At 46.9% G+C, this 19928-nt stretch carries 18 protein-coding genes; 5 read left to right on the forward strand and 13 right to left on the reverse strand.

The genetic code is table 11. The features are described from left to right. Positions 1-104 precede the first annotated feature (104 nt). The 6 genes from pyk to AC1DLM_RS08930 form a co-directional block, all read right to left on the reverse strand. Positions 105-1859: a pyruvate kinase gene (gene pyk / locus AC1DLM_RS08905; protein WP_441989815.1), complete on the reverse strand. Its 1755-nt coding sequence runs from the start codon at positions 1857-1859 to the stop codon at positions 105-107. After that, complete coding sequence (locus tag AC1DLM_RS08910) at positions 1852-2832, reverse strand: acetyl-CoA carboxylase carboxyltransferase subunit alpha (RefSeq protein WP_436237973.1); 981 nt, start codon at positions 2830-2832, stop codon at positions 1852-1854. The genes pyk and AC1DLM_RS08910 overlap by 8 nt, the downstream gene beginning before the upstream one ends. Next, positions 2822-3688, reverse strand: coding sequence for an acetyl-CoA carboxylase, carboxyltransferase subunit beta (gene accD, locus AC1DLM_RS08915; protein ID WP_171637896.1), 867 nt, complete (start codon positions 3686-3688; stop codon positions 2822-2824). Before accD ends, AC1DLM_RS08910 begins: the two co-directional genes overlap by 11 nt. 66 nt (positions 3689-3754) lie before the next feature. Beyond that, positions 3755-3943: a hypothetical protein gene (locus AC1DLM_RS08920; RefSeq protein ID WP_028554922.1), complete on the reverse strand. Its 189-nt coding sequence runs from the start codon at positions 3941-3943 to the stop codon at positions 3755-3757. Positions 3944-4197: 254 nt separating this feature from the next. Next, the gene (locus AC1DLM_RS08925; protein ID WP_441989816.1) at positions 4198-4698 is read right to left on the reverse strand and encodes a phosphatidylglycerophosphatase A family protein; all 501 of its coding nucleotides are present in this window, start codon (positions 4696-4698) and stop codon (positions 4198-4200) included. Between the two features lie 364 nt (positions 4699-5062). Beyond that, a complete protein-coding gene (locus tag AC1DLM_RS08930; RefSeq protein WP_477569763.1) occupies positions 5063-8665 on the reverse strand; it encodes a DNA polymerase III subunit alpha in 3603 nt (1200 codons plus the stop codon). A gap of 123 nt (positions 8666-8788) precedes the next feature. Here AC1DLM_RS08930 and AC1DLM_RS08935 point away from each other — a divergent pair, with 123 nt between their 5' ends. The 3 genes from AC1DLM_RS08935 (at position 8789) to AC1DLM_RS08945 (ending at position 9987) form a co-directional block, all read left to right on the forward strand. Next, entirely contained in the window at positions 8789-9121 is a 333-nt protein-coding gene (locus tag AC1DLM_RS08935; protein ID WP_056624073.1) for a YtrH family sporulation protein, read from the forward strand. Then, the gene (locus AC1DLM_RS08940; RefSeq protein ID WP_477569764.1) at positions 9118-9609 is read left to right on the forward strand and encodes a sporulation membrane protein YtrI; all 492 of its coding nucleotides are present in this window, start codon (positions 9118-9120) and stop codon (positions 9607-9609) included. Before AC1DLM_RS08935 ends, AC1DLM_RS08940 begins: the two co-directional genes overlap by 4 nt. 84 nt (positions 9610-9693) lie before the next feature. Continuing rightward, positions 9694-9987: a YtpI family protein gene (locus AC1DLM_RS08945; RefSeq protein WP_477569826.1), complete on the forward strand. Its 294-nt coding sequence runs from the start codon at positions 9694-9696 to the stop codon at positions 9985-9987. Here AC1DLM_RS08945 and AC1DLM_RS08950 read toward each other — a convergent pair. The 7 genes from AC1DLM_RS08950 to AC1DLM_RS08980 all read right to left on the reverse strand — a co-directional run bounded on the left by AC1DLM_RS08950 (position 9984) and on the right by AC1DLM_RS08980 (position 16787). Further along, on the reverse strand, positions 9984-11312 hold the full coding sequence (locus tag AC1DLM_RS08950) for a DRTGG domain-containing protein (RefSeq protein WP_441989820.1): 1329 nt from the start codon (positions 11310-11312) through the stop codon (positions 9984-9986). The genes AC1DLM_RS08945 and AC1DLM_RS08950 overlap by 4 nt on opposite strands. Positions 11313-11488: 176 nt before the next feature. Continuing rightward, on the reverse strand, positions 11489-11791 hold the full coding sequence (locus tag AC1DLM_RS08955) for a hypothetical protein (RefSeq protein ID WP_235550640.1): 303 nt from the start codon (positions 11789-11791) through the stop codon (positions 11489-11491). Between the two features lie 86 nt (positions 11792-11877). Beyond that, the gene (gene nfsA / locus AC1DLM_RS08960) at positions 11878-12606 is read right to left on the reverse strand and encodes an oxygen-insensitive NADPH nitroreductase (protein WP_441989821.1); all 729 of its coding nucleotides are present in this window, start codon (positions 12604-12606) and stop codon (positions 11878-11880) included. A 1108-nt stretch (positions 12607-13714) separates the two neighbouring features. Beyond that, complete coding sequence (locus AC1DLM_RS08965) at positions 13715-14770, reverse strand: acyltransferase (protein ID WP_477569765.1); 1056 nt, start codon at positions 14768-14770, stop codon at positions 13715-13717. A gap of 116 nt (positions 14771-14886) precedes the next feature. After that, positions 14887-15459, reverse strand: coding sequence for a ferric reductase-like transmembrane domain-containing protein (locus AC1DLM_RS08970; RefSeq protein ID WP_477569766.1), 573 nt, complete (start codon positions 15457-15459; stop codon positions 14887-14889). Continuing rightward, the gene (locus tag AC1DLM_RS08975) at positions 15456-16421 is read right to left on the reverse strand and encodes an FAD:protein FMN transferase (protein ID WP_477569767.1); all 966 of its coding nucleotides are present in this window, start codon (positions 16419-16421) and stop codon (positions 15456-15458) included. The genes AC1DLM_RS08970 and AC1DLM_RS08975 overlap by 4 nt, the downstream gene beginning before the upstream one ends. Before the next feature lie 30 nt (positions 16422-16451). Next, the gene (locus AC1DLM_RS08980) at positions 16452-16787 is read right to left on the reverse strand and encodes a hypothetical protein (RefSeq protein WP_477569768.1); all 336 of its coding nucleotides are present in this window, start codon (positions 16785-16787) and stop codon (positions 16452-16454) included. A 535-nt stretch (positions 16788-17322) separates the two neighbouring features. Here AC1DLM_RS08980 and AC1DLM_RS08985 point away from each other — a divergent pair. Both AC1DLM_RS08985 and AC1DLM_RS08990 read left to right on the forward strand, forming a co-directional pair. Further along, complete coding sequence (locus AC1DLM_RS08985) at positions 17323-18714, forward strand: YheC/YheD family endospore coat-associated protein (protein WP_477569769.1); 1392 nt, start codon at positions 17323-17325, stop codon at positions 18712-18714. A 14-nt stretch (positions 18715-18728) separates the two neighbouring features. Further along, positions 18729-19835 (forward strand): YheC/YheD family endospore coat-associated protein, encoded by a 1107-nt coding sequence (locus tag AC1DLM_RS08990; protein WP_477569770.1) that lies wholly within the window; start codon positions 18729-18731, stop codon positions 19833-19835. Positions 19836-19928: the final 93 nt, after the last annotated feature.

The following is a 19928-nucleotide window of genomic DNA, read 5'->3' on the forward strand; positions in this document are numbered from 1 at the left end:
TCATTATATCATAGGTAGGGCGCAGCTATAAATTTGGCGCTGCAGACGCAAAAAAAGAGTGAAGCAAGATCGTTCTCTCGCTTCACTCTTCCTTATTATTTCACTTACAGAACGCTCGCTTGACCTGAGTAGATAACGCCTACTTCTGGGTAAATGGAAACTTCTGTACCGTCTTTAATTAGTTCTACTGCATTTTCCACACCTACGATGACTGGAATTCCAAGGCTAAGTGCAACGACTGCCGCGTGAGACGTGATGCCGCCCACTTCGGTAATCAAGGCAGATGCTCTTTGAACAGCCGGCATGTACTCTTTATCTGTTGAAACTGTTACAAGCACAGCTCCGTCTACCATCTTCGCGTTAGCTTCTTCCGGTGTACGCGCCGTTACAACAGTACCTGTCGCCGTTTGCATTCCGATGCCTGTTCCTTTGGCAATCATCTCACCAACGTGATGAACCTTGATTAGGTTCGTCGTCCCAGAGCGGCCTACTGGCACGCCTGCTGTGATAACAACGATATCGCCAAGGGAAACGATACCTGTTTTGATGGAGCTCTCTACCGCTAGGTTGAATAGCTCATCCGTTGTTTTCGCTTCTACGCCCATCACAGGGATTACGCCCCAAACAAGGGATAAACGACGAATMACTTGCTCACTTGGTGTAACTGCAATAATCGGGGATTTCGGACGGTATTTGGATACCATACGTGCTGTATAGCCACTTTCTGTTGCCGTTAGAATCGCTTTCGCGCCTAACTCCAATGCAGAGTTCGCTACCGCTTGTGAGATCGCTTCTGTTACGGTTACTTGTTGCGCTTGCGCTTGACGAAGGAAAATTTCTTTATATTCCAAAGCCGCTTCTGCACGCTCAGCAATACGAGCCATCGTTTCAACGGATTCAACTGGATATTTCCCAGCAGCTGTCTCACCAGATAACATGACTGCATCTGTTCCGTCGAATACCGCATTCGCTACGTCACTTGCTTCCGCACGTGTAGGACGCGGGTTACGTTGCATGGAATCTAGCATCATTGTAGCGGTGATAACCGGTTTACCAACGATGTTACATTTTTTGATCATTTGCTTTTGAACAACGGGCACGTCCTCAGCAGGAATTTCAACACCAAGATCTCCACGAGCAACCATCAAACCGTCGGAAACTTCAAGAATTTCGTCAAGGTTGTCAACGCCTTCTTGGTTTTCGATTTTGGAGATGATTTGGATATGCGAAGCGTTGTGACGCTCCAACAATTCACGAATTTCCATGACATCACTTGCTTTACGAACAAAAGAAGCTGCGATGAAATCTACTCCTTGTTCGATACCGAACACGATATCATTCGCATCTTTTTCTGTGATACCTGGAAGGCTGATTTTCACGCCTGGTACGTTAACACCTTTTTTACTTTTGATCGTTCCGCCATTGACGATACGGCATTCGATCTCTGTTCCACGAATATCAACAACCGTAAGACCGATCAAACCATCATCGATCAGAATCGTTGAKCCGACTTTAACGTCACGCGGCAGATCCGAATACGTAACTGAGATACGGTCTGTATCCCCTAGAATTTCTTCGGTTGTCAAAATAATATGCTTGTCCTGAACAAGCTCAATTGGCTCTTCTTTTAGCTTACCTGTACGAATTTCCGGTCCTTTGGTATCCAGCAAAATAGCAGCTATTTTACCAGTCTCGGCGGATGCAGCGCGAAGGTTGCGGATACGGGCACCATGCTCTTCAAAATCTCCGTGGGAGAAGTTTAGACGAGCTACGTTCATGCCCGCTTCTAGAAGCTTTTTGAGATTCTCTTGTGATTCGCTTGCTGGTCCAATCGTACAGACAATTTTCGTTTTACGCATGGTTACTGTTACCCTCCTGAGTGAATGTGAACCGACCGATATCTCTAAATTTCCGGTAACGGTCCTCGAGCAGCTCCTGTTCGTTCAAACTTAGCAGTTGCTGAAGCTGTTCCCAGATCGCTGATTTAATATGTTCGGCTTGTGTTGCTAAATCTCGGTGAGCGCCGCCCTTGGGCTCCGGTATGATCCCATCGATGACACCGAGTTCAAGGATGTGATCAGCCGTAATTTTCATAGCTTCTGCCGCGTGTAATGCTTTAGAAGCATCTTTATAAAGAATCGAAGCTGCGCCTTCGGGACTAATAACCGAATAGATCGCGTTCTCCAACATTAACACCTTATTGCCTAAACCTAAGGCAAGAGCGCCGCCACTGCCGCCCTCTCCGATAACGATACAGATGATCGGCACACGAAAAGAGGCCATTTCCAGTAGATTTCTGGCAATCGCTTCTCCTTGACCGCGTTCTTCCGCAGCATTCCCAGGGAACGCCCCTTTGGTATCAATAAATGTCACAATAGGACGCTTAAACTTGTTAGCTTGACGCATCAAACGCAGCGCTTTACGGAACCCTTCCGGATGCGGACATCCGAAATTACGTGCGATATTGTCCTTCGTATCTTTCCCTTTTTGGTGACCAACAACCGTCACGGGTACTCCGTTCAGCTTTGCCAGTCCACCAACGATGGCTAGATCATCACCATATAAGCGGTCACCATGAAACTCGATGAAATCCGTAAAAATCGTGTTAATATAATCGATCGTCGTCGGTCTTTGCGGATGACGTGCTAATTGCATTTTCTCCGCAGACGTCATCGTTGTATACAGTTCATCTTCTAGTTGCGCATATCTTTCTTCCAAACGACGAATTTCCTCTGAAAAGTCGATTTGCTTCTCTGCCCCAAATTTACGCAGCTCTGCAATTTTGCTTTTTAGTTCCGCTAGTGGCTGTTCAAACGGCATTTCACCCGCCATAAGTCGCCTCCTCCTTCGTTCCGTGCATGTCGAGCAGCTTAATTAACGTCGGTCTCATATCCTTGCGGCAGACGACCTTGTCGAGCTGACCGTGCTCGAGATTGAATTCAGATGTTTGGAAATTATCTGGAAGCTTTTGCTTAATCGTTTGCTCGATAACACGACGGCCCGTAAAACCAAACGAAGCAGCCGGCTCTGCAATAATAATATCGCCAAGCATCGCAAAGCTCGCCGAAACCCCGCCGAACGTCGGATCTGTAATAATAGATATGAATAATCCGCCATCCTCACTGAGTCTGGACAATGCTGCACTCGTCTTGGCCATTTGCATAAGGCTAAGAATACTTTCTTGCATACGTGCGCCACCAGATGTGGAATAAATGAGAATCGGAAGCTTTTTCTCAATCGCAATTTCGACGGCTCTCGTCATTTTCTCACCGACAACGGAACCTAGCGAGCCTCCCATAAAATCGAAGCTCATCGCAGCAACGATAACCGGATATCCGCCAATTGTTCCTTGACCCGTCATAATCGCATCTTGAAGTTTCGTTGCGTTCTTGGCTTTGTCCAATTTCTCGACATAATCAGGAAACTGCAAGGGATCTTCGGAGATCATATCCGCATCAAATTCTACAAATTGACCTTCATCAAGCGTAAGTTGGATTCGTTCGGATGCACTTAAACGATAATGATAACCGCAAGACGTACACACTTTTAGATTCTTCTCAAGCTCTTTGCTTGTTTGAATCGTGCCACACTTCGGACATTTATTCATTAAACCCTCAGGAATATCCCTTTTCGTTCTCTCGGAAGGAATCGTTGCATATTTTCGCTTTTGAAATAAATCCTTTAGCACATTTCCACCTCTACTTGGCTATGATCTATATTCCCTGACAAGCCACGTTTCTTAGTTCTACTTTAACTATCTATGTAAAATAGAATTGAGCACTTCTTGTACTTCTTCCAGCTCCCCTTCGGGAACAACAATTTCAAACTGATTTTTGGATAAAGAGATGCCTCGTACCTGAACTAGAAAACCTTCTTCCGTCAGTCTCTGTTTAATCCGCTCTGCAATTTTCGCAGTAGGAGCTATATAGATCACCGTCCACATGAATAAACCTCCTATGACGTGCAACTACAACCACTAAGGCAAGTAAGCAATGACGATAATACATGCATAGGAACACACAATGCAATAATGATAGCATAATTCCACTTTTGCCCGCAACAGAGCACATCATGGAAACGAAAATAAACGACTACAACAGTCCGCTTTGGACGTGAGCGTTTATCTAGAAATATATCAGATTTATCGCGAGAAACCTATCATTTCTAAATGTAAAATAAAGCCTGAACTATTATGGCTTAGTCCAGACGGTGTTTAGAGCTATAATCAGGCGCATGCTCATTTTGGTGCGCGATTCTGGCTGAGGCTGCTGCCGCTAATCCACAAACTAAATCATCTAGAAACACATGTACAGCGCTGCGATCATCGTTTAAAGCGCGAATAATTCCTATTTTTTCCTTATCCAAATAGCCAAAGCTGGTTAAACCAATCATTCCATAAACATGAACAATCCCAAGAGCTAACGTCTCGTCTACCCCATAGAGAGGTTCATCCACTTCAAGAATCGATTGCAGCGGCTCTGGCAGCATTTTCTTCTCGGCTAATTCATCCAGTGCAATCCCTGTATAGAGGGTGTATTGCACTTCACGCTTGGAAAGTACTGCCATAACACTGTCTACACATTCTTGGGTCGTGAGTTGATCATTATACGGCTTCTGCAGCTTGTATACAATTTCTGAGACTTGATCCACGGACACGCCGCGTTTCTGGAGTAGCTGGATCATGTGTTGGTCGGTCATAAATCCTCCTCCTAGCAATGGGATGCTGATATGAATAAGAAAAGCCGGGTTCCTATTCATATGCGGAGGAAGCTATATTTACCACAAGAACCAGAATAGAATAACAACGATTTACCTTTTCTTAATTGCTCAGTAAAAACGTTCCAAGCACCTGAAAATTTATATTACTGTCGTTTCTGGAGATGAATTAGTCAATAAAACCGACTAACTCAGGCACTTCCAGTGCTACGTGAGATGAATTAGTCGATTAAACCAACTAATTCAGCCACTCCCAGTGCTTGGGGAGATGAATTAGTCGATGAAACCGACTAACTCAGGTTTAAAAATTTACTGATGCGGGTTCACTGAATGTTTACAAATTTTCTCATTTCACTCGGACGGAATCTTTGCCCATAATCGTCTCGATCATGCGCGTAAGATCCTTGTTCGGATCGACTCTGTACTGGTCACTCAAGGCCAAGAGCTTGTTGCTGCTTTCATAGAAAAGCGCAACCGCAAGCTGGCCCTTATGCAGCTTCAGCAGCGCCTTCAGCTGCAAGAGCTTATCCGGCTGCTCGCAGTCAGCCGTGATCTTGACGAACACGCGCTGCGGCTTCGCCTCAGCCGCAGCGACTGGCTCTGGGCGGCCCGCTGCCGGGGCCGCCTGCGGTGCTGGAGCGGCGCTGCGTGCGCCGCTCTGTGGGGCAGCCGGGCGCGGTGCACGATCCCTGACGTCGTCAGGGGATCGTCTGCCCGCAGGCTGCCGGCGAAGCCGCTGGACGGCCTCCGGGTCGTCCAGTGCGGCCAGCTGCTCCGCGAGCAGCTTGGGCGGGTCCTCGTCCTGAAGCTGCAGCTTCGCACGGACGAGGACGAGTCTGCCCTTCTGCACGAGCGGAGCCGACTTCTTCCAGGTCTCGGGGAACAAGACCACCTCGACCTTATCAATGCGATCCTCCAGCTCCATGAACGCCATCGGGTCACCTTTTTTGGTGACGATCGTCTTGTTCGAGAGGATCATTCCGGCAACTAGGACATCGCTGTTATCTGGAAGCTCTGCTAACTGATGCAGCATCACAGCATCCAGCTCTGCCAGCTGTTCCGCATAGGCATCCAGAGGATGACCAGAGATGTACATGCCGAGCAGCTCTTTCTCGAGCTCAAGCTGCTTGGATTGCGGCATTGGAGGGATATTCGGCACTTCCACCTCCCAGTTCGGTTCTTCAACGAATCCGAACAGGTGAAGCTGCAGGTCATCCCGTTCCTTGCGCCATTTCGTAGCGGAAGCGATGGTTTCATCGAGAATCGCGAGATGCTGGGCGCGGTGACCACCAAGCGAATCGAAGGCTCCGCCTTGAATAAGCGATTCAACGACTCTTTTATTAACTACGCGAAGGTCCACCCGTCGGCAGAAATCGAGCAAGCTCTCAAAAGGCGCTTTCTTTCTCTCGCTAAGAATAGCATCGATCGCTTGTGTTCCGACATTTTTGATGGCGGCCAAACCAAAACGGATAGCTCCAGCTTTCGAATCGGGCGTAAACACCGTTCCGCTGCCATTCACATCTGGAGGCAGGACAGCCAACTTCACTCGTCTACATTCGTCAACATACTCTGCAACTTTGCGATGATTCCCCATAACTGCGGTTAGCATCGATGCCATGAAGTAGATCGGATAATGCGCTTTAAGATAAGCCGTCTGGAAGGCAAGGACGCCATAGGCTGTTGCATGCGCACGCGGAAACCCGTAATCGGCAAAACGCACGATCATATCATACACATGGTTCGCCTCATCTGCGTTAAAACCTTGACGTAAACTTCCCGACACGAAATGTGTACGCTCTTCATCGAGGACTTCCCGCTTCTTTTTGGAAACAGCTCTACGCAGTAGATCCGCTTCTCCTAAGCTGAAGCCTGCCATGGACGAGGCAATTTGCATGATTTGCTCTTGATAAACGATGATGCCGTAAGTGTCCCGTAGAATGGGCTCAAGCGTTGGATGCGGATAAACAACCTCCACCTGTCCGTGCTTACCGGCAATATATTTCGGAATAAACTCCATCGGACCTGGACGATACAAGGCTAAGACGGAAATAATATCTTCAAATTCAGATGGCTTCAAGTCCTTGAGGACCTTGCGACAGCCGGTTGACTCCAATTGGAATACGCCGGTTGTTTCCCCTCTGCTGAGCATCTCATAAGTGATATCATCCGAATCCATATTCAGGAGATCGAAATTAATCTGAACCTCTTCCATTTGGGAAAGCCAATCGACTGTTCTTTCAATAATGGAAAGTGTCCGCAGACCCAAGAAATCCATCTTGAGAAGTCCAATCGCCTCTAAGTGCTCCATCGTATATTGCGTGAGTGCCGTCTGTGTCGTTCCTTCTTGTAAAGGCACGTAATGCGTCAGTGGCTCTCGTGAAATGACGACACCAGCAGCATGCGTTGAAGCATGGCGCGGCATCCCCTCAACTCGCATAGCCATCTCTAGCAGTTCTGCGGTCTTCGGTTGTCTGGCCACCATCCCTTTCAAATCTGAGCTAACCTGAAGTGCTTCCTTCAAAGTCATCCCAAGCTGATTCGGAATTGCTTTAGCTGCCCGATCCACATCCCCGTAAGGCACATTAAGGACACGCCCTACATCTCGTACTGCAGCCTTCGCCGCCATCGTTCCGAAGGTAATAATTTGGGCAACATGTTCATGACCATATTTGGCAACAACATAATCAATAACTTCATCCCGTCGTTCATCACTAAAATCAATATCGATATCCGGCATCGTTATCCGTTCCGGGTTCAAGAAACGTTCAAATAGCAGCTTATATTGCAACGGATCGACATTCGTAATGCGCAGCACATACGCTACTAAGCTTCCCGCGGAGGATCCCCGCCCTGGCCCTGTCATGATCCTTTTCTCATGTGCGAATCGAATAAAGTCCCACACAATTAAGAAATAATCCGAGAAGCCCATGTTCGCTATGACACCAAGCTCGTAAGAGAGTCGTTCCTCGGCTTGTTGTCTCATGGGATGGCCTGCATCATGCCACTCTGGCTTGTTGCCGTAACGCTGCTCTAATCCTTGTCTGCACAGCTCTTCCAAATAAGCCCCTGCCGTTAAATGCTCAGGAATCGGACGGAAGCTTGGCAAAATCGACTTGCCGAACGTCAGTTCTAATTCACAGCGTGAAGCTACTACAGCTGTATTCGATAGCGCTTCTGGCACATGGACGAATAAGCGTCGCATTTCCTCTTCGCTTTTCAAATACATCTGACTCGTTCCCATCTTGAGCCGATCTGTGTCCTCTACCGTTTTGCCAGTGCCTATACAAATAAGAATATCCTGCATCACATGATCGGGCTCTGTTACATAATGCACATCATTCGTTGCGATTAAAGGAATCCCGGTTTCTTTGCTCAATTCAATCATGGAAACCATCACTTTTTTCTGCTCAATCATGCCGTGATCTTGAATCTCCAGAAAGAAGTCGTCACCGAATATGTCACGATAACGCTCTGCTGCTCGTCGGGCCTCGTCGTATCGGTTATGCAGCAAATGCTGGGAAACCTCACTCCCTAAGCAAGAACTGAGGCAAATTAAACCTTCCGAGTGCTGGGATAAATGCTCTAAATCAATACGCGGTTTATAGTGAAAGCCCTGTAGATGTGCAATCGACGTGAGCTTCATTAGGTTCTGGTAACCTTTAAAATTTTTGGCAAGCAAAATAAGGTGATATATCGGCTGTTCCTGCCGGGTCCCTTTTTCACGAATGGAACTCGAAGTGAAGTAAACCTCACAGCCAATAATTGGTTTGATGCCCCGCTGTTTGCAAGCTTTGTAGAAAGCAATCGCCCCGTACATGACACCATGATCTGTCAGTGCCAAAGAAGTCATGCCCAGATTCGCCGCTTGTGCAACAAGCTCGTCCATCCGTGCCGCACCATCTAATAAGCTATATTCACTATGCACATGCAGATGTACAAACGAACTCATCCGCTGGTTCCCCCCTTCTTTTTGATTTATTTCCATGCATTTTATCATATTGGAGCTAGCCAGTCCCATACAGTAGTAGAGAGAGATTGTCCTCCAACTCAGTAGAAAGGAAGCGATTGGCACATGGCTGGCTTTTGGGCAAGTATTATCATGTATTTCTGTATTGCTTTTGGAGTCGTATTCGGAGGCAGTATGCTAAGCGGGATCGCAGCCGTATTAACCTTGCAATCTCCAACGGAGAAAATGCTGACCATCTCGGAAAATATTAAGATTTGGGCGATGGTCGCTGCGGTTGGCGGTACCATCGATCCAATCCGTTATATTGAAAGTCATGTGGCCATCGGCCATCTCAATCCAGCAATCAAGCAGATTGTCTATATCGTCGTTGCTTTTACAGGAGCACAATTCGGAACGGCGTTGATTCAAATGATCTGCAAAGGTGGGCATCAGCCTTGAGAATCCCGCCTTTTGCAAGATACCAACGACTGCTGGCGAGCCTTGGACTGCTGCTGTCGGGAGCGATCATTGGGAGCGCTGTATATATGAGTATTCATCAACACACATATAATGAGTTGTACGTGCAGTTGCATAAGGTCATACAGGAGAATTATGATCTCCAAGATGATATCGCTAGCTTAAAAAAGACAAAAAACAATCAAACGTTAGTCAATATAGTCAATGTTCATCTACTTCCCAAAAACGACACTGACATCTTTAGCGAGGATATTCAAAAAGAAATTGAAGGTGATATTAAAAGTGAGCTCAAAGTCGCCATTGGCAAAAAGGCATCATTCGTCGGAGATGCCCAGCCCCTCTATGAGAAGCTAATTACACAAAAAACCTATTTTCTTCATGATAAAAAATATGTTGTTCAGGTCAAATCCATTGTGTTGATTCAGACGGAATTAACCATTTGGATTACGGCCGAGGAGAAAAAAACATAACGTAAAATGGCTGCTCATCTTGCAATCCCCTCTTAAAATCGCTAAAGTTAATTGTAAATTCAATAAAAGGGACGGATTGTCGTGATGCATGCCATACAATTGACGTTATTCATTCTTATTTGCCTCTTCCTTGGGCTTACCTTGTTCTATAGCATTCGCTCACGTCGCGAACCAGATGCTGCCAAACGAGGCTTGTACACTGCACGCATGAACATTTGCATGGGCTTGATGCTCGTACTTATTGCAATTACGCAAATCTTCTTCTTCAGCGAATCCAGCTTCCGCCGCATCTTCGRTACCGTGCTTGTGTTGATCGGCGTGTTCAATGTTTTCGTTGGGATCCGCAATCACGGTCACTTTGATCGTCTGCTCCGCTAGATCACTTGTGCGGTTAGCATCGCCTTGGAAACCAGGGCGCCTGCATGATAAATCTCTACATCGATCTTGCCAAATTTACGGCTCACCTCAATGATGGTGGGTCGTATTTCTATTTTGGAATCAATCTGAAGCGGCTTCAGAAAGTAGGTCGACATATTATCCATGACGAGATCCCCCTTCTTATGCTCCTGCACAATGCGGTAGGCCGCCTGCGTCATAAGAGTCGTAAGAACCCCTTCCGAAACCGTCCCTAAATGATTCGTCATCTGTGGTGTAATTACGCCATGAAATTGCAGTTTGCCCTTCTCATCTCTGACCTCTTCCATCCCGGACCAGATCAAATCTTCAAAGGTTTCGCCGTTCTGCGGCTGTTTCTGAATCGTTTGCATGGCTTTCAAAATATCGCTGCGGTTCAGCACGCCGACGATTTTGCGATTCGTATCTACAACTGGCAAAAGCTCAATGCCTTCCCACACCATCATGTGAGCTGCCGACGCGACCGACGTCTGAGGTGAAACGGTTAATGGATTGCGTGTCATTAATTTATCAACAGATTGCTGAATGCTCGCGCCAACCATATCTTTGGACGTTACAACACCGATAATCCGATTCCACTCATCGACAACAGGAAAGCGGCTGTAGCCCGTATCCTCGGACATGCGCTGCCAATCCTTCAATGTACTGTTCGCCTTCAAGGCGAAGAGCGCTGCACCAGAAGCGAGAATATCTTCCACGAGCATGATTTTCTTTTTGATCAAACGATCGTAGATAGCCCTGTTAATCATGGATGCGACGGTAAAGGTGTCATAGCTGCTTGAAATAATCGGCAGTTCCAGCTCATCCGCCAGAACTTTGACCTCAGGGCTCGTATTAAATCCTCCTGTAATGAGAACGCCTGCCCCTTGCTCCAGGGCACACAAGTGAGCTTTATTCCGATTACCTACAATAAGTAAGCTGCCTGCCTCAATGTAGCGCATCATGGCATCTTGCTCCATAGCGCCGATGACGAACTTATGCAGCGTCTTATGCAGTCCCTTCGCTCCGCCAAGGACCTGGCCATCCACCATGTTCACAACCTCGGCAAAAGTCAGCTTATCAATGTTCTGACGAAGCTTCTTCTCGACACGAACGGTTCCGATCCGCTCTTTCGTTGAAACGAGTCCCTGATTCTCGGCCTCTTTAATTGCGCGGTAGGCTGTGCCTTCACTGACTTCCATATTTTTGGCTATTTTGCGCACGGAAATCCGACTTCCTAGCTTCAAGTCCTCAATATGCCGCAAAATCTGCTCATGCTTCGTTAATGTATCGACGGAATGTGTATCCAACTGTTACACCTCATTATTAGATCCTGTATTAGTCTGTACTACTAGTATAATCGTTCTAATGGGTAAGAACAATGAGGATTTGGAAGATGGAAAAGCATCCAACCCTATTGGATTGGATGCTTCATATTCATTATACCAAACATATGTTCGAAGTCAAAGTTTAGCTCATTCTTCGCTTACTTGCGGAATTGAAGAAGCTTCCGTCTGCCTTGTACAAGCTGTTCCATTTGCCATTTCTTCATCCGGTTAATGCGGAGTTGTTGCTTACGTTTCTCTTCATCTACACCAAGGATTTGATGCAAATGAGCGGCGATGATGAGCAACGCCATCACAAGCCAGATGACGCTAAAAATCATCGGCAATGAGCCCACTTCACGAAAATTTAATTGGGGTATGGAATAAAATAACATGCCGACTGCCAAACTCATGTACACGACATTTTTGAAACCTTTCAACCGAATCACACGCCTTTCGTTCATAATAACCTCGAACCTACCTCTACCTACTTCCATTGTATGAGACAAGTCATCGAGATATGAATGCGTGTGGCGCAGTACGGCCAAGATTATTCGACTTCGTAGCCTTGGCTGCTCAGAAAGGCTTTCATATGCTTCCTTGGACGCTGCGCTTTGGCAGCCATTTCCTTGGACCAGGTCGTATCGACTTTGCCGTCGGTACGCACGTTCATGTAGTCGCGGAGCGTCTCGTCATAGGTCTCGACCGCGGCTTGGTTGAGTGTGTACCGATTCTCGTGGTACACGGCTTCGAGCGGGAGCCGCGGGCGGTGCAGCGGCTCTTGATCCGGCATGCCGATGCACATGCCGAAGATCGGGTACACGAGCTGCGGCAGGCCCAACAGCTCGGATACTTCCGCGGGCTTATTGCGCAGCCCGCCGATATAGCAGACGCCGAGGCCGAGCGACTCGGCGGCGATCGCTGCATTTTGCGCAGCTAATGCAGCCTCGACCGTGGCAATGATGAGATTCTCAGCATTGCCGGTGACCGGCGTGTCCACGTGTTGGTGGACCGCCTCCGCGTAGCGGTGTAGGTCTGCGCACCAGACGAGGAACAGCGGGCACTCGCTGACGTAAGCTTGATTGCCAGCTAGCTCGGCTAGCTGGCTCTTCAGATCAGCATCAGTCACATGGATGATGCTGTAAGCTTGCATATTACTCGAGGTGGAGGCAGCTTGAGCTGCCTGGATAATCGCCTCGCGTTGCTCGATGCTAATGGGCTCATTCGTAAATTTACGAATAGAGCGATGATTTTTTAGTAGATCAATGATTGCATTCATGCATGAGTCCACTCCTCTATCTCTTTTCACTCAGTATCCTTGAAAATGGAGCAATTTTCAAATTCAACTCAGATTTGAAACGAGAGGCGATAGGGCGGGCTGGTGTAGAGGCGGTTGCAGGGACTGGTGACGGTGAGGATGAGGATGCAAGTGTAGATAGTGGGGCTAGTTGGAGGTAACTGATGCGCTGGGGCTGAAGTTGGTGATCAGGCGATTATTGTTGCGAGGACAGACTAGTCAGCGGACTGTAGTAGTGTAGGGCTGTAACTAGTGTTCGGACTTGTTGTGGTTCGGGTAGCAGAAGATGATACGTTAACATAGACCAAAAATGCAAAAGTGCAACCTTTTCACCACACATCAGCTCAAAACTAGTAAATTGTTGCGAATAAGCATCCTTTTCACATGAAAACATGCTATTTTTACGAAATAACCAAAAATAAGTGCTTATTTGCACTTATCTCCTATTTCCTCCACGGGAAAATGCCCTGCAAAGATGCCTTTTCGCAGTTTTGCTTCTACTTTTGGTGAAAGCTGGAGCAGATACCGTTTCGCAATAGCGGTTGATGCGTGGTGCGGAGCTATGATAGTTGCTGGTACTTGTGCGGGTGGCTAGACGAATATTGCGCGTTGCTGGTGATCGCGCGAAAGCTAGACGGATGGTACTGTTGCTGGTGCTCGTGAGGAGGCTAGACGGATATGCGCTTTGCTGGTGTTCGTGGGGAGGACTAGACTGATAATGTGTGTTCCTGGTGCTCGTGCGGGGGCTAGACGAATATTGCGCGTTGCTGGTGCTCGCGCGAAAGCTAGGCGGATGGTACTAGTTGCTGGTGTTCGTGCAAAGGCTAGACGGATAATGTGCGTTCCTGATACTCGTGCGAGGGCTCAGCGGATGAAGCCAGTTACTAGGTGCTCGCGCGGGAAGTAGGAGCAATTACACATATCCCCCTCTCCCACGAAAAAGCTCCCACGAAAGCTGCATTTTCGCAGATTTGCGGGAGCCGTTAGTGTGGAAGCTGATGAGACGTTATTGTTTCTTTATGCAGCTACTGATCAGAATGTCGGACCGGCGCTGGGGCTAGAATAGCTACTGATCAGAGGACTTCCTGCCTCACTTCAACAAAACTTTTCTTCCCTTTCGATACAGCAAAGTTAAGATCCACGGTATGGCCACAATCAAGACAAACACAATGCCATTGTAGAGATTAAATAGTAGAATTGATCCCGGTATGTGAACCTTATATTTCCATAAGGAGAGCAGGGCTGGATGCATCAGATAGACGCCAAAAGAGACCAACCCCAGCGAGACGAAAAACTTCGCCACGCGCTTCCACCTCACTAGGAGTTCCTTTGCCATCCAGATCATACTCACACCGATGCCAAGATTGTACAACAGCCATGCGATCTCATACCAGGTATTTTCAAAAGAATACCCTCTAGATGCTAATAGATATAACCCCGTGTACACGAGTCCACACACGATGGAAGATGGAATGACCCACCCTGTGTTGCGATCCAACCACGCTCGGAAATTGCCGTAATTCATCCCGATGGCACCGCCAACTAGGAAGTAACCGAAATAGGTGATACATAGCTCAGGTTTATGGCTGATAGGACCGACCCAGTGACTATAGATGTAGACCCCCGCCTGAATCGCTAATCCCCAAAAGGCTAGTGTTTTGCGAAACCATGCTGCATTCCTTACTGCCCAGACAAGCAAAGGAAACAGCAGGTAGAACTGCACAATAATGATCATAAAATATAAATGATAACCGGAATCCGCYCATTTCAACTGCTTGAGAAATACACTTAAATCTATTTTAATTGGATGCCCTGGCGTCCATAACCACGGATTATATATATAGTAGAAAAAGGACCAAACGATATAAGGGACGAGCACTTGCCGAACGCGTTTCCAATAGAATATGCCTGCTTGCTTAGCGCTCCAATTATCCGCATAAATATAGAACAGCACGATGCCGCTCAAAAAAATAAAGACGGGAACAGCAAAATAACTTATTTTGTTCAGAAATAAAATAAACAGCTGCGTGCTGCTGCCTTTCAACGCTGGATCCACTGTCCAGTCTGCCGTTACATGAATCAGAACTACAGCCAAAATGGAAATGGCTCTGACAATATCAAGCTCCGTAATCTTTGCTTTTGCCATGTGAGTTTACTATCCTCATTTCATCATAAATACATTTTAACTATAGCCATTTTCGACATGTTTCGCAACAAGGGAATACGCAAAAGAGTCCCAATCCCCTGGATTGGAACTCAGAATCATATTTGCTTCGATTGACCTACCTTAACTTTACGTTTACGTGACGACAATTGGAATCTAAGCAGCGTTAAACTAACAAGGATGATCGCTGTTGTTATATACATCGTGGCTGCCCAGCCTTGCTTACTATCTGTCCCTAGGAAGATGCCATGCAGCATGGACAACATAAATATCGGATAGGACAACAGATGAAGTGCAAGCCATAACTTTCTTTTCAACTTATGTCGAATATCTGTTGTAAACAGTACAAGGAGTAAACCATACATGGCGATTGTCCCCAAGCCGTTTAGTACTGGATTATTTTTAGCTGAAAAAGGGATTAACAGTTCCGCCCAGTCGAAAGGCATGAAAGTATCTATAATGAGAAGAGCCGTGTGCAGGAGGGCAAAGCCCGTGCCTGTTAAATTCGCATAAGTGTGCCAGCGGAGCAGTTGGCCTTTCTTGTGCCCTTTGATCTGAGGATAGCTATAGGTAATACCGATCGCCATGCCAACGAACAAAGTTAAGTAAGAAAGAATACCAAAGGTTCGAATGAGCATCCAGGTAGGCAGTTCAATCAAGAAATGAATCATACGTTTCTTTCTCCTTTCAACCCTGTCCAGGAATGCTCCATGCTCCCGAGAAGCGGCTTCACTTGAAGCATATCACCAACGGAGGTATAGATGAGTGCTTCCATGCCTTGTGATCTACGCTGGAAGAGAGGGATTCCTTCCTCCATTCCGAGCATGCACAACACTTTGGCCCAGACTTCACAGGCAATCAAATCTTGGCCGACAACTGTGCACTGCACAACAGATGATCGGCTTGGCCGCATCGTGCGTGTATCTATAAGATGATGCATCTCTCCTGCGTTCGTTAGCCAACTTCTGCGTAATATGCTGGAAGTAGCTACAGCACCGGTTCGTAGTTGAAGCGTAACTTCCTTGGACGGATCCGTTTCCAAAGGATTGGCAATCCCGATACACCAAGGCTCATTCTCTGCAGCCCCTCCCCATACCGATACATCTCCACCCGCATTAATGAATCCTCTACGAACTCGCCAATCCGTCTGCAGACGATTCGCAACCTGCTGAGCAGTCCAGCTTTTGACAATCCCACCGAAATCCACTTTGTACCCGGCTAATAAGCGAACCGATTTCATCCAAGGATCCACTTGCAACGCCATACCTGAGTGTGGGAGTAGATTGGGTTGCTCAAGCTCCATCATTCTTTCCTGTATTCGCTCAAATGATTGCCGATATCCAGCCCGCTCCATCGCATGTCCAACACAAATATCAAAAGCACCATTGGTTTGTTCCTGATAATGCCTTGCTAGTTCAAGAACTTCGAGCATGCTGTCAGAAACAAAACTTAGCTGCCCGCTTCTCGCATTGAGATATGAGCATTCACTTGTCGGAATAAACCGGCTAAACCGTTGTTCTGCATGAGCAAAACCATCCAACACAGGGATTTCAGGCTCCGCAGTTGGTGTTTCCGTTTCCAATAAGATTTGTATGTGTGAATTCATTGCACGAAATGTAAAATCACGAAACATGTAGCCATCCTCTCCTGTCCAGACTCGACGCTAGGATGCGTGACTTCTTGTGTGAGTTTTGGTCTGATTCTGCTGCTGCGATTGTGAAAGTGATTGCGAGGAAGATCCATCTGTCCGATTGAGCTGATCTCGACTACTTTCACTGCGCCCCATCCTATTATTAGAATTTCGACTGAAAGCATCTGACGATGGCATATCTAGCTTTTTCTGTGCAATCACGGGTGTCGTATTTAGCTTAGCATTCGATGCTACTCGAACCGCCGTAAGAAATTCAGGGCTCTCTTTGACTTCCTGAAACAAATAGACAACAATCATCGCACTAACGAATCCGATCTGCCATTTGGTCCATTTCGAGGATGCTTTCATTCCCAACCCATCCCATCTCTTTGAATAAGAATCTAAGCTCATTATACGCGGTTAAGCACCTAAAAACCTGAGTAATTCCTAAAAAATAGCTGAATAATCACTGAAGTTATGTTGCAAGAATGGGCGCTTTCCTCCCGATGCCTAGGCACAAAGGGAAATATGTCCTCATATGATGGAGTAGTTTACTTTGCATAAACAGCAATACCGCCATGACCAGATAAGAAAGTATTCGCTTTCGATTTTCGAAACAGCTTTCTTGTTGGAGATAAAATCTACCAGATATAGGGATCTTTGGTCGAAGGCCAAAGTCTCTCCTTTCCCGGGGCCCCCACAAATTAATGTAGAAACGCATATCGAAAAAAGCCAAAGATGACTAACCGCTTTACGCGGAAAGTGTAGAAGCCGAAGGAGCGCTCACTCGGTGCGGACTGACTTTGCTTCGAAGATTCTCGTCACTTTGTAGGGGAGAATAGCGGTCGATCATCCTTGAATGGCCTCGATAGGGATTTTCTCATGCTGGAAGGAGTGTTCACTATTGACCAGATCGAAAGTTGGCGTAACCATTCAAAGCACCAGCATCTTTTTGGATGATCGGACCGTTGTTCTAAGTGAAGCCATTGCAAGAAAATGGAAAGTTCCGTCCAATCAAATGATTAACATGCGATTCGGCTCCTCTCAGCAGGATGTTAAAGTGGTCACAGCTGCTGTACCGAATAGCCTTCGCGTCGACCCTGCGCTTGCATCGAAGATAGGTCTTCATCATGGGGCTCGGCTTACCATCAACTATAAGCCAACTTCGAATACAATGTCGATTGGACCCTTAATTGGTGTCATGATTAGCCGCGTTAACGAGAGTTCCACGAGCCGCCCTTTTGGTGCTATCACCACTTTTTGTAAAGAATTGACCGATGCGTGCGATCAGATGGGGGCTAGTGTGTGTTTCTTCCCACCTAAAGAAATGCGCGCCAACCCACAGTCACTTTCTGCTTATTCTTATGCCAATGGTTCTTGGAGTAAAAGAACGTTCCCGATTCCGAATGTCATTTACAATCGTCTCACCTCACGCAAGTACGAGAATATGCCCAATGTTCAACAGTTCATGAAGGACGTCAAGTCCCGGTATGGCACAGAAATCTTTAACGAGAAATATTTGAACAAAACAGAGGTTTTCGAAGCTCTGCGAAAAGATAGCTCGTTGCATAGCTACTTGCCGGAGTCTTATCTTTTCAAAAACTTTCAAATGCTGAAATCTATGGCTGCTCGCCATAGTGTTCTATTCCTCAAACCCATTACGGGAAGTCTTGGAAATGGCATTATTCGTATTCGCAAAGAAGGCCTTGGCGAATCGTATACGGCTCATTCAACTAGCCTTGCAGGCGTCCGCCGACAAACATTCCCTTCTCTGCTTGCCGTTTTTCAGTCCGTTTCAGGAAAGCTCAAGACACAGCGCTATCAAATACAGCAAGGACTTGATCTCATTTCATCTGAGGGGAATCCGATTGACTTCCGAGCACTTGTGCAACGGGGAGAAAAAGGAGAATGGGAAATCACTTCGATTGTAGGTCGGATTGCGGGTGCTCAGCACTTTGTTTCTAACCTGGCACGAGGTGGATCCTTATCCACTGTACCGGCTGCGCTCGCCAAAGCCTCTTTCACTACGACTGTAACTCGCTCTTCGATTATTCGTCGTTTACGCAAGGCCTCTTTGGACATTGCCAAAGGGATTGAAACCCAAATCCCCAGTCATTTCGGTGAATTAGGAATTGATCTTGCCGTTGACCGATCAGGTAGAGTATGGCTGCTCGAAGTGAACTCTAAGCCTTCTAAGGATGATAATACAGCGCTCAACACCGACAACACGAAAAATAAAATCAGACCATCTGTTAAAACTTTAGTTAAATACGCTCGTTTTCTAGCGAAGCACTGAGGTGAACTATGCGATTGCGAACACAACGCCCCTTGTTAGGCATCATGGTTACCGAACTGAACCGAGAACTGCCCTTTGCAAGCTCGAGTTTTTATCAGAATCTGTCGGCACATGGTGCTAGCAAAGGGATCGATGTGTTTGTTTTCTCGCCTAATCGCATTGATTGGATGCAAGGGATCGTAAGAGGCTATATGTACGATCGGCTACAGTCAGCATGGATAACTAAGCTGTTCCCCCTGCCCTCTCTCATCTATGATCGCTGCTTCTTCAGCAGTAAACATAGTTATCTCACTTATCAGTATCATGTACGCAAGCTGCGTGAGATCCCTACGATTCGATTCCTTGGCTATGGTCTTGGCGGAAAGTGGGAAGTAGGGCTGATTCTGCAAAAAGATCCTGCCTTACTGCCTTACTTGCCAGAGACCAGCAGACTCCGAAGCGGACACCAACTTGAAAGTTGGTTACAGAGCCATTCAGACGCATTCTTAAAGCCTCAAGGCGGGAGTCAAGGCAAGGGTGCGATCCACATTCACAAAGCGGGTTCCCTGTTTAGGCTGCATGGACGAGATGGACGTAATCATCCCGTCTCGGAAGAGTTTCAAGAATGGTCCGCTTGCTGGCAATGGCTGAAGCATCGAATAGGCTCACGTCCTTACCTCCTGCAACATTATTTACAACTCCACTCCATGAACGGAATGTCCTATGACGTACGATCTCTAGTCCAGAAAAATGGTCGCGGAAACTGGGAACATACGGGTATGGCCGTTCGCGTTGGAAAGCCTGGAAGCATCACTTCCAATCTGCATGGCGGTGGCACTGCTGAAGATGTGAGTGCGTATCTAACTCGCGAATTCGGGGAGATGAAGTCTGAACAGCTGATAGACACCATAACCACGCTCTCTAATCAGATACCGCCTGTACTCGAGTCCAATCATGGCCGATTAGCCGAGTTAGGCATTGATTTCGGTATTGATACCAGCGGACGCGTGTGGATTCTTGAAGTGAATTCAAAGCCGGGTAGAACGATTTTCGCCCGAATGCATAATGAGCGAGCTTGTTCGARATCAATTGCAAATCCAATCCACTATGCTGGATTTTTGTTGAACAAACAGCTGAGCTGAGGTTTAGCAAAGCTTTGTTTGAACGTGCTCATGGGGGCAGAACGTCATATCTGCTTGGTTTGACACGGAAAGCCCCGTAGGGCAACAAGTTTA

The organism is Paenibacillus sp. 01T442, from assembly GCF_056398345.1.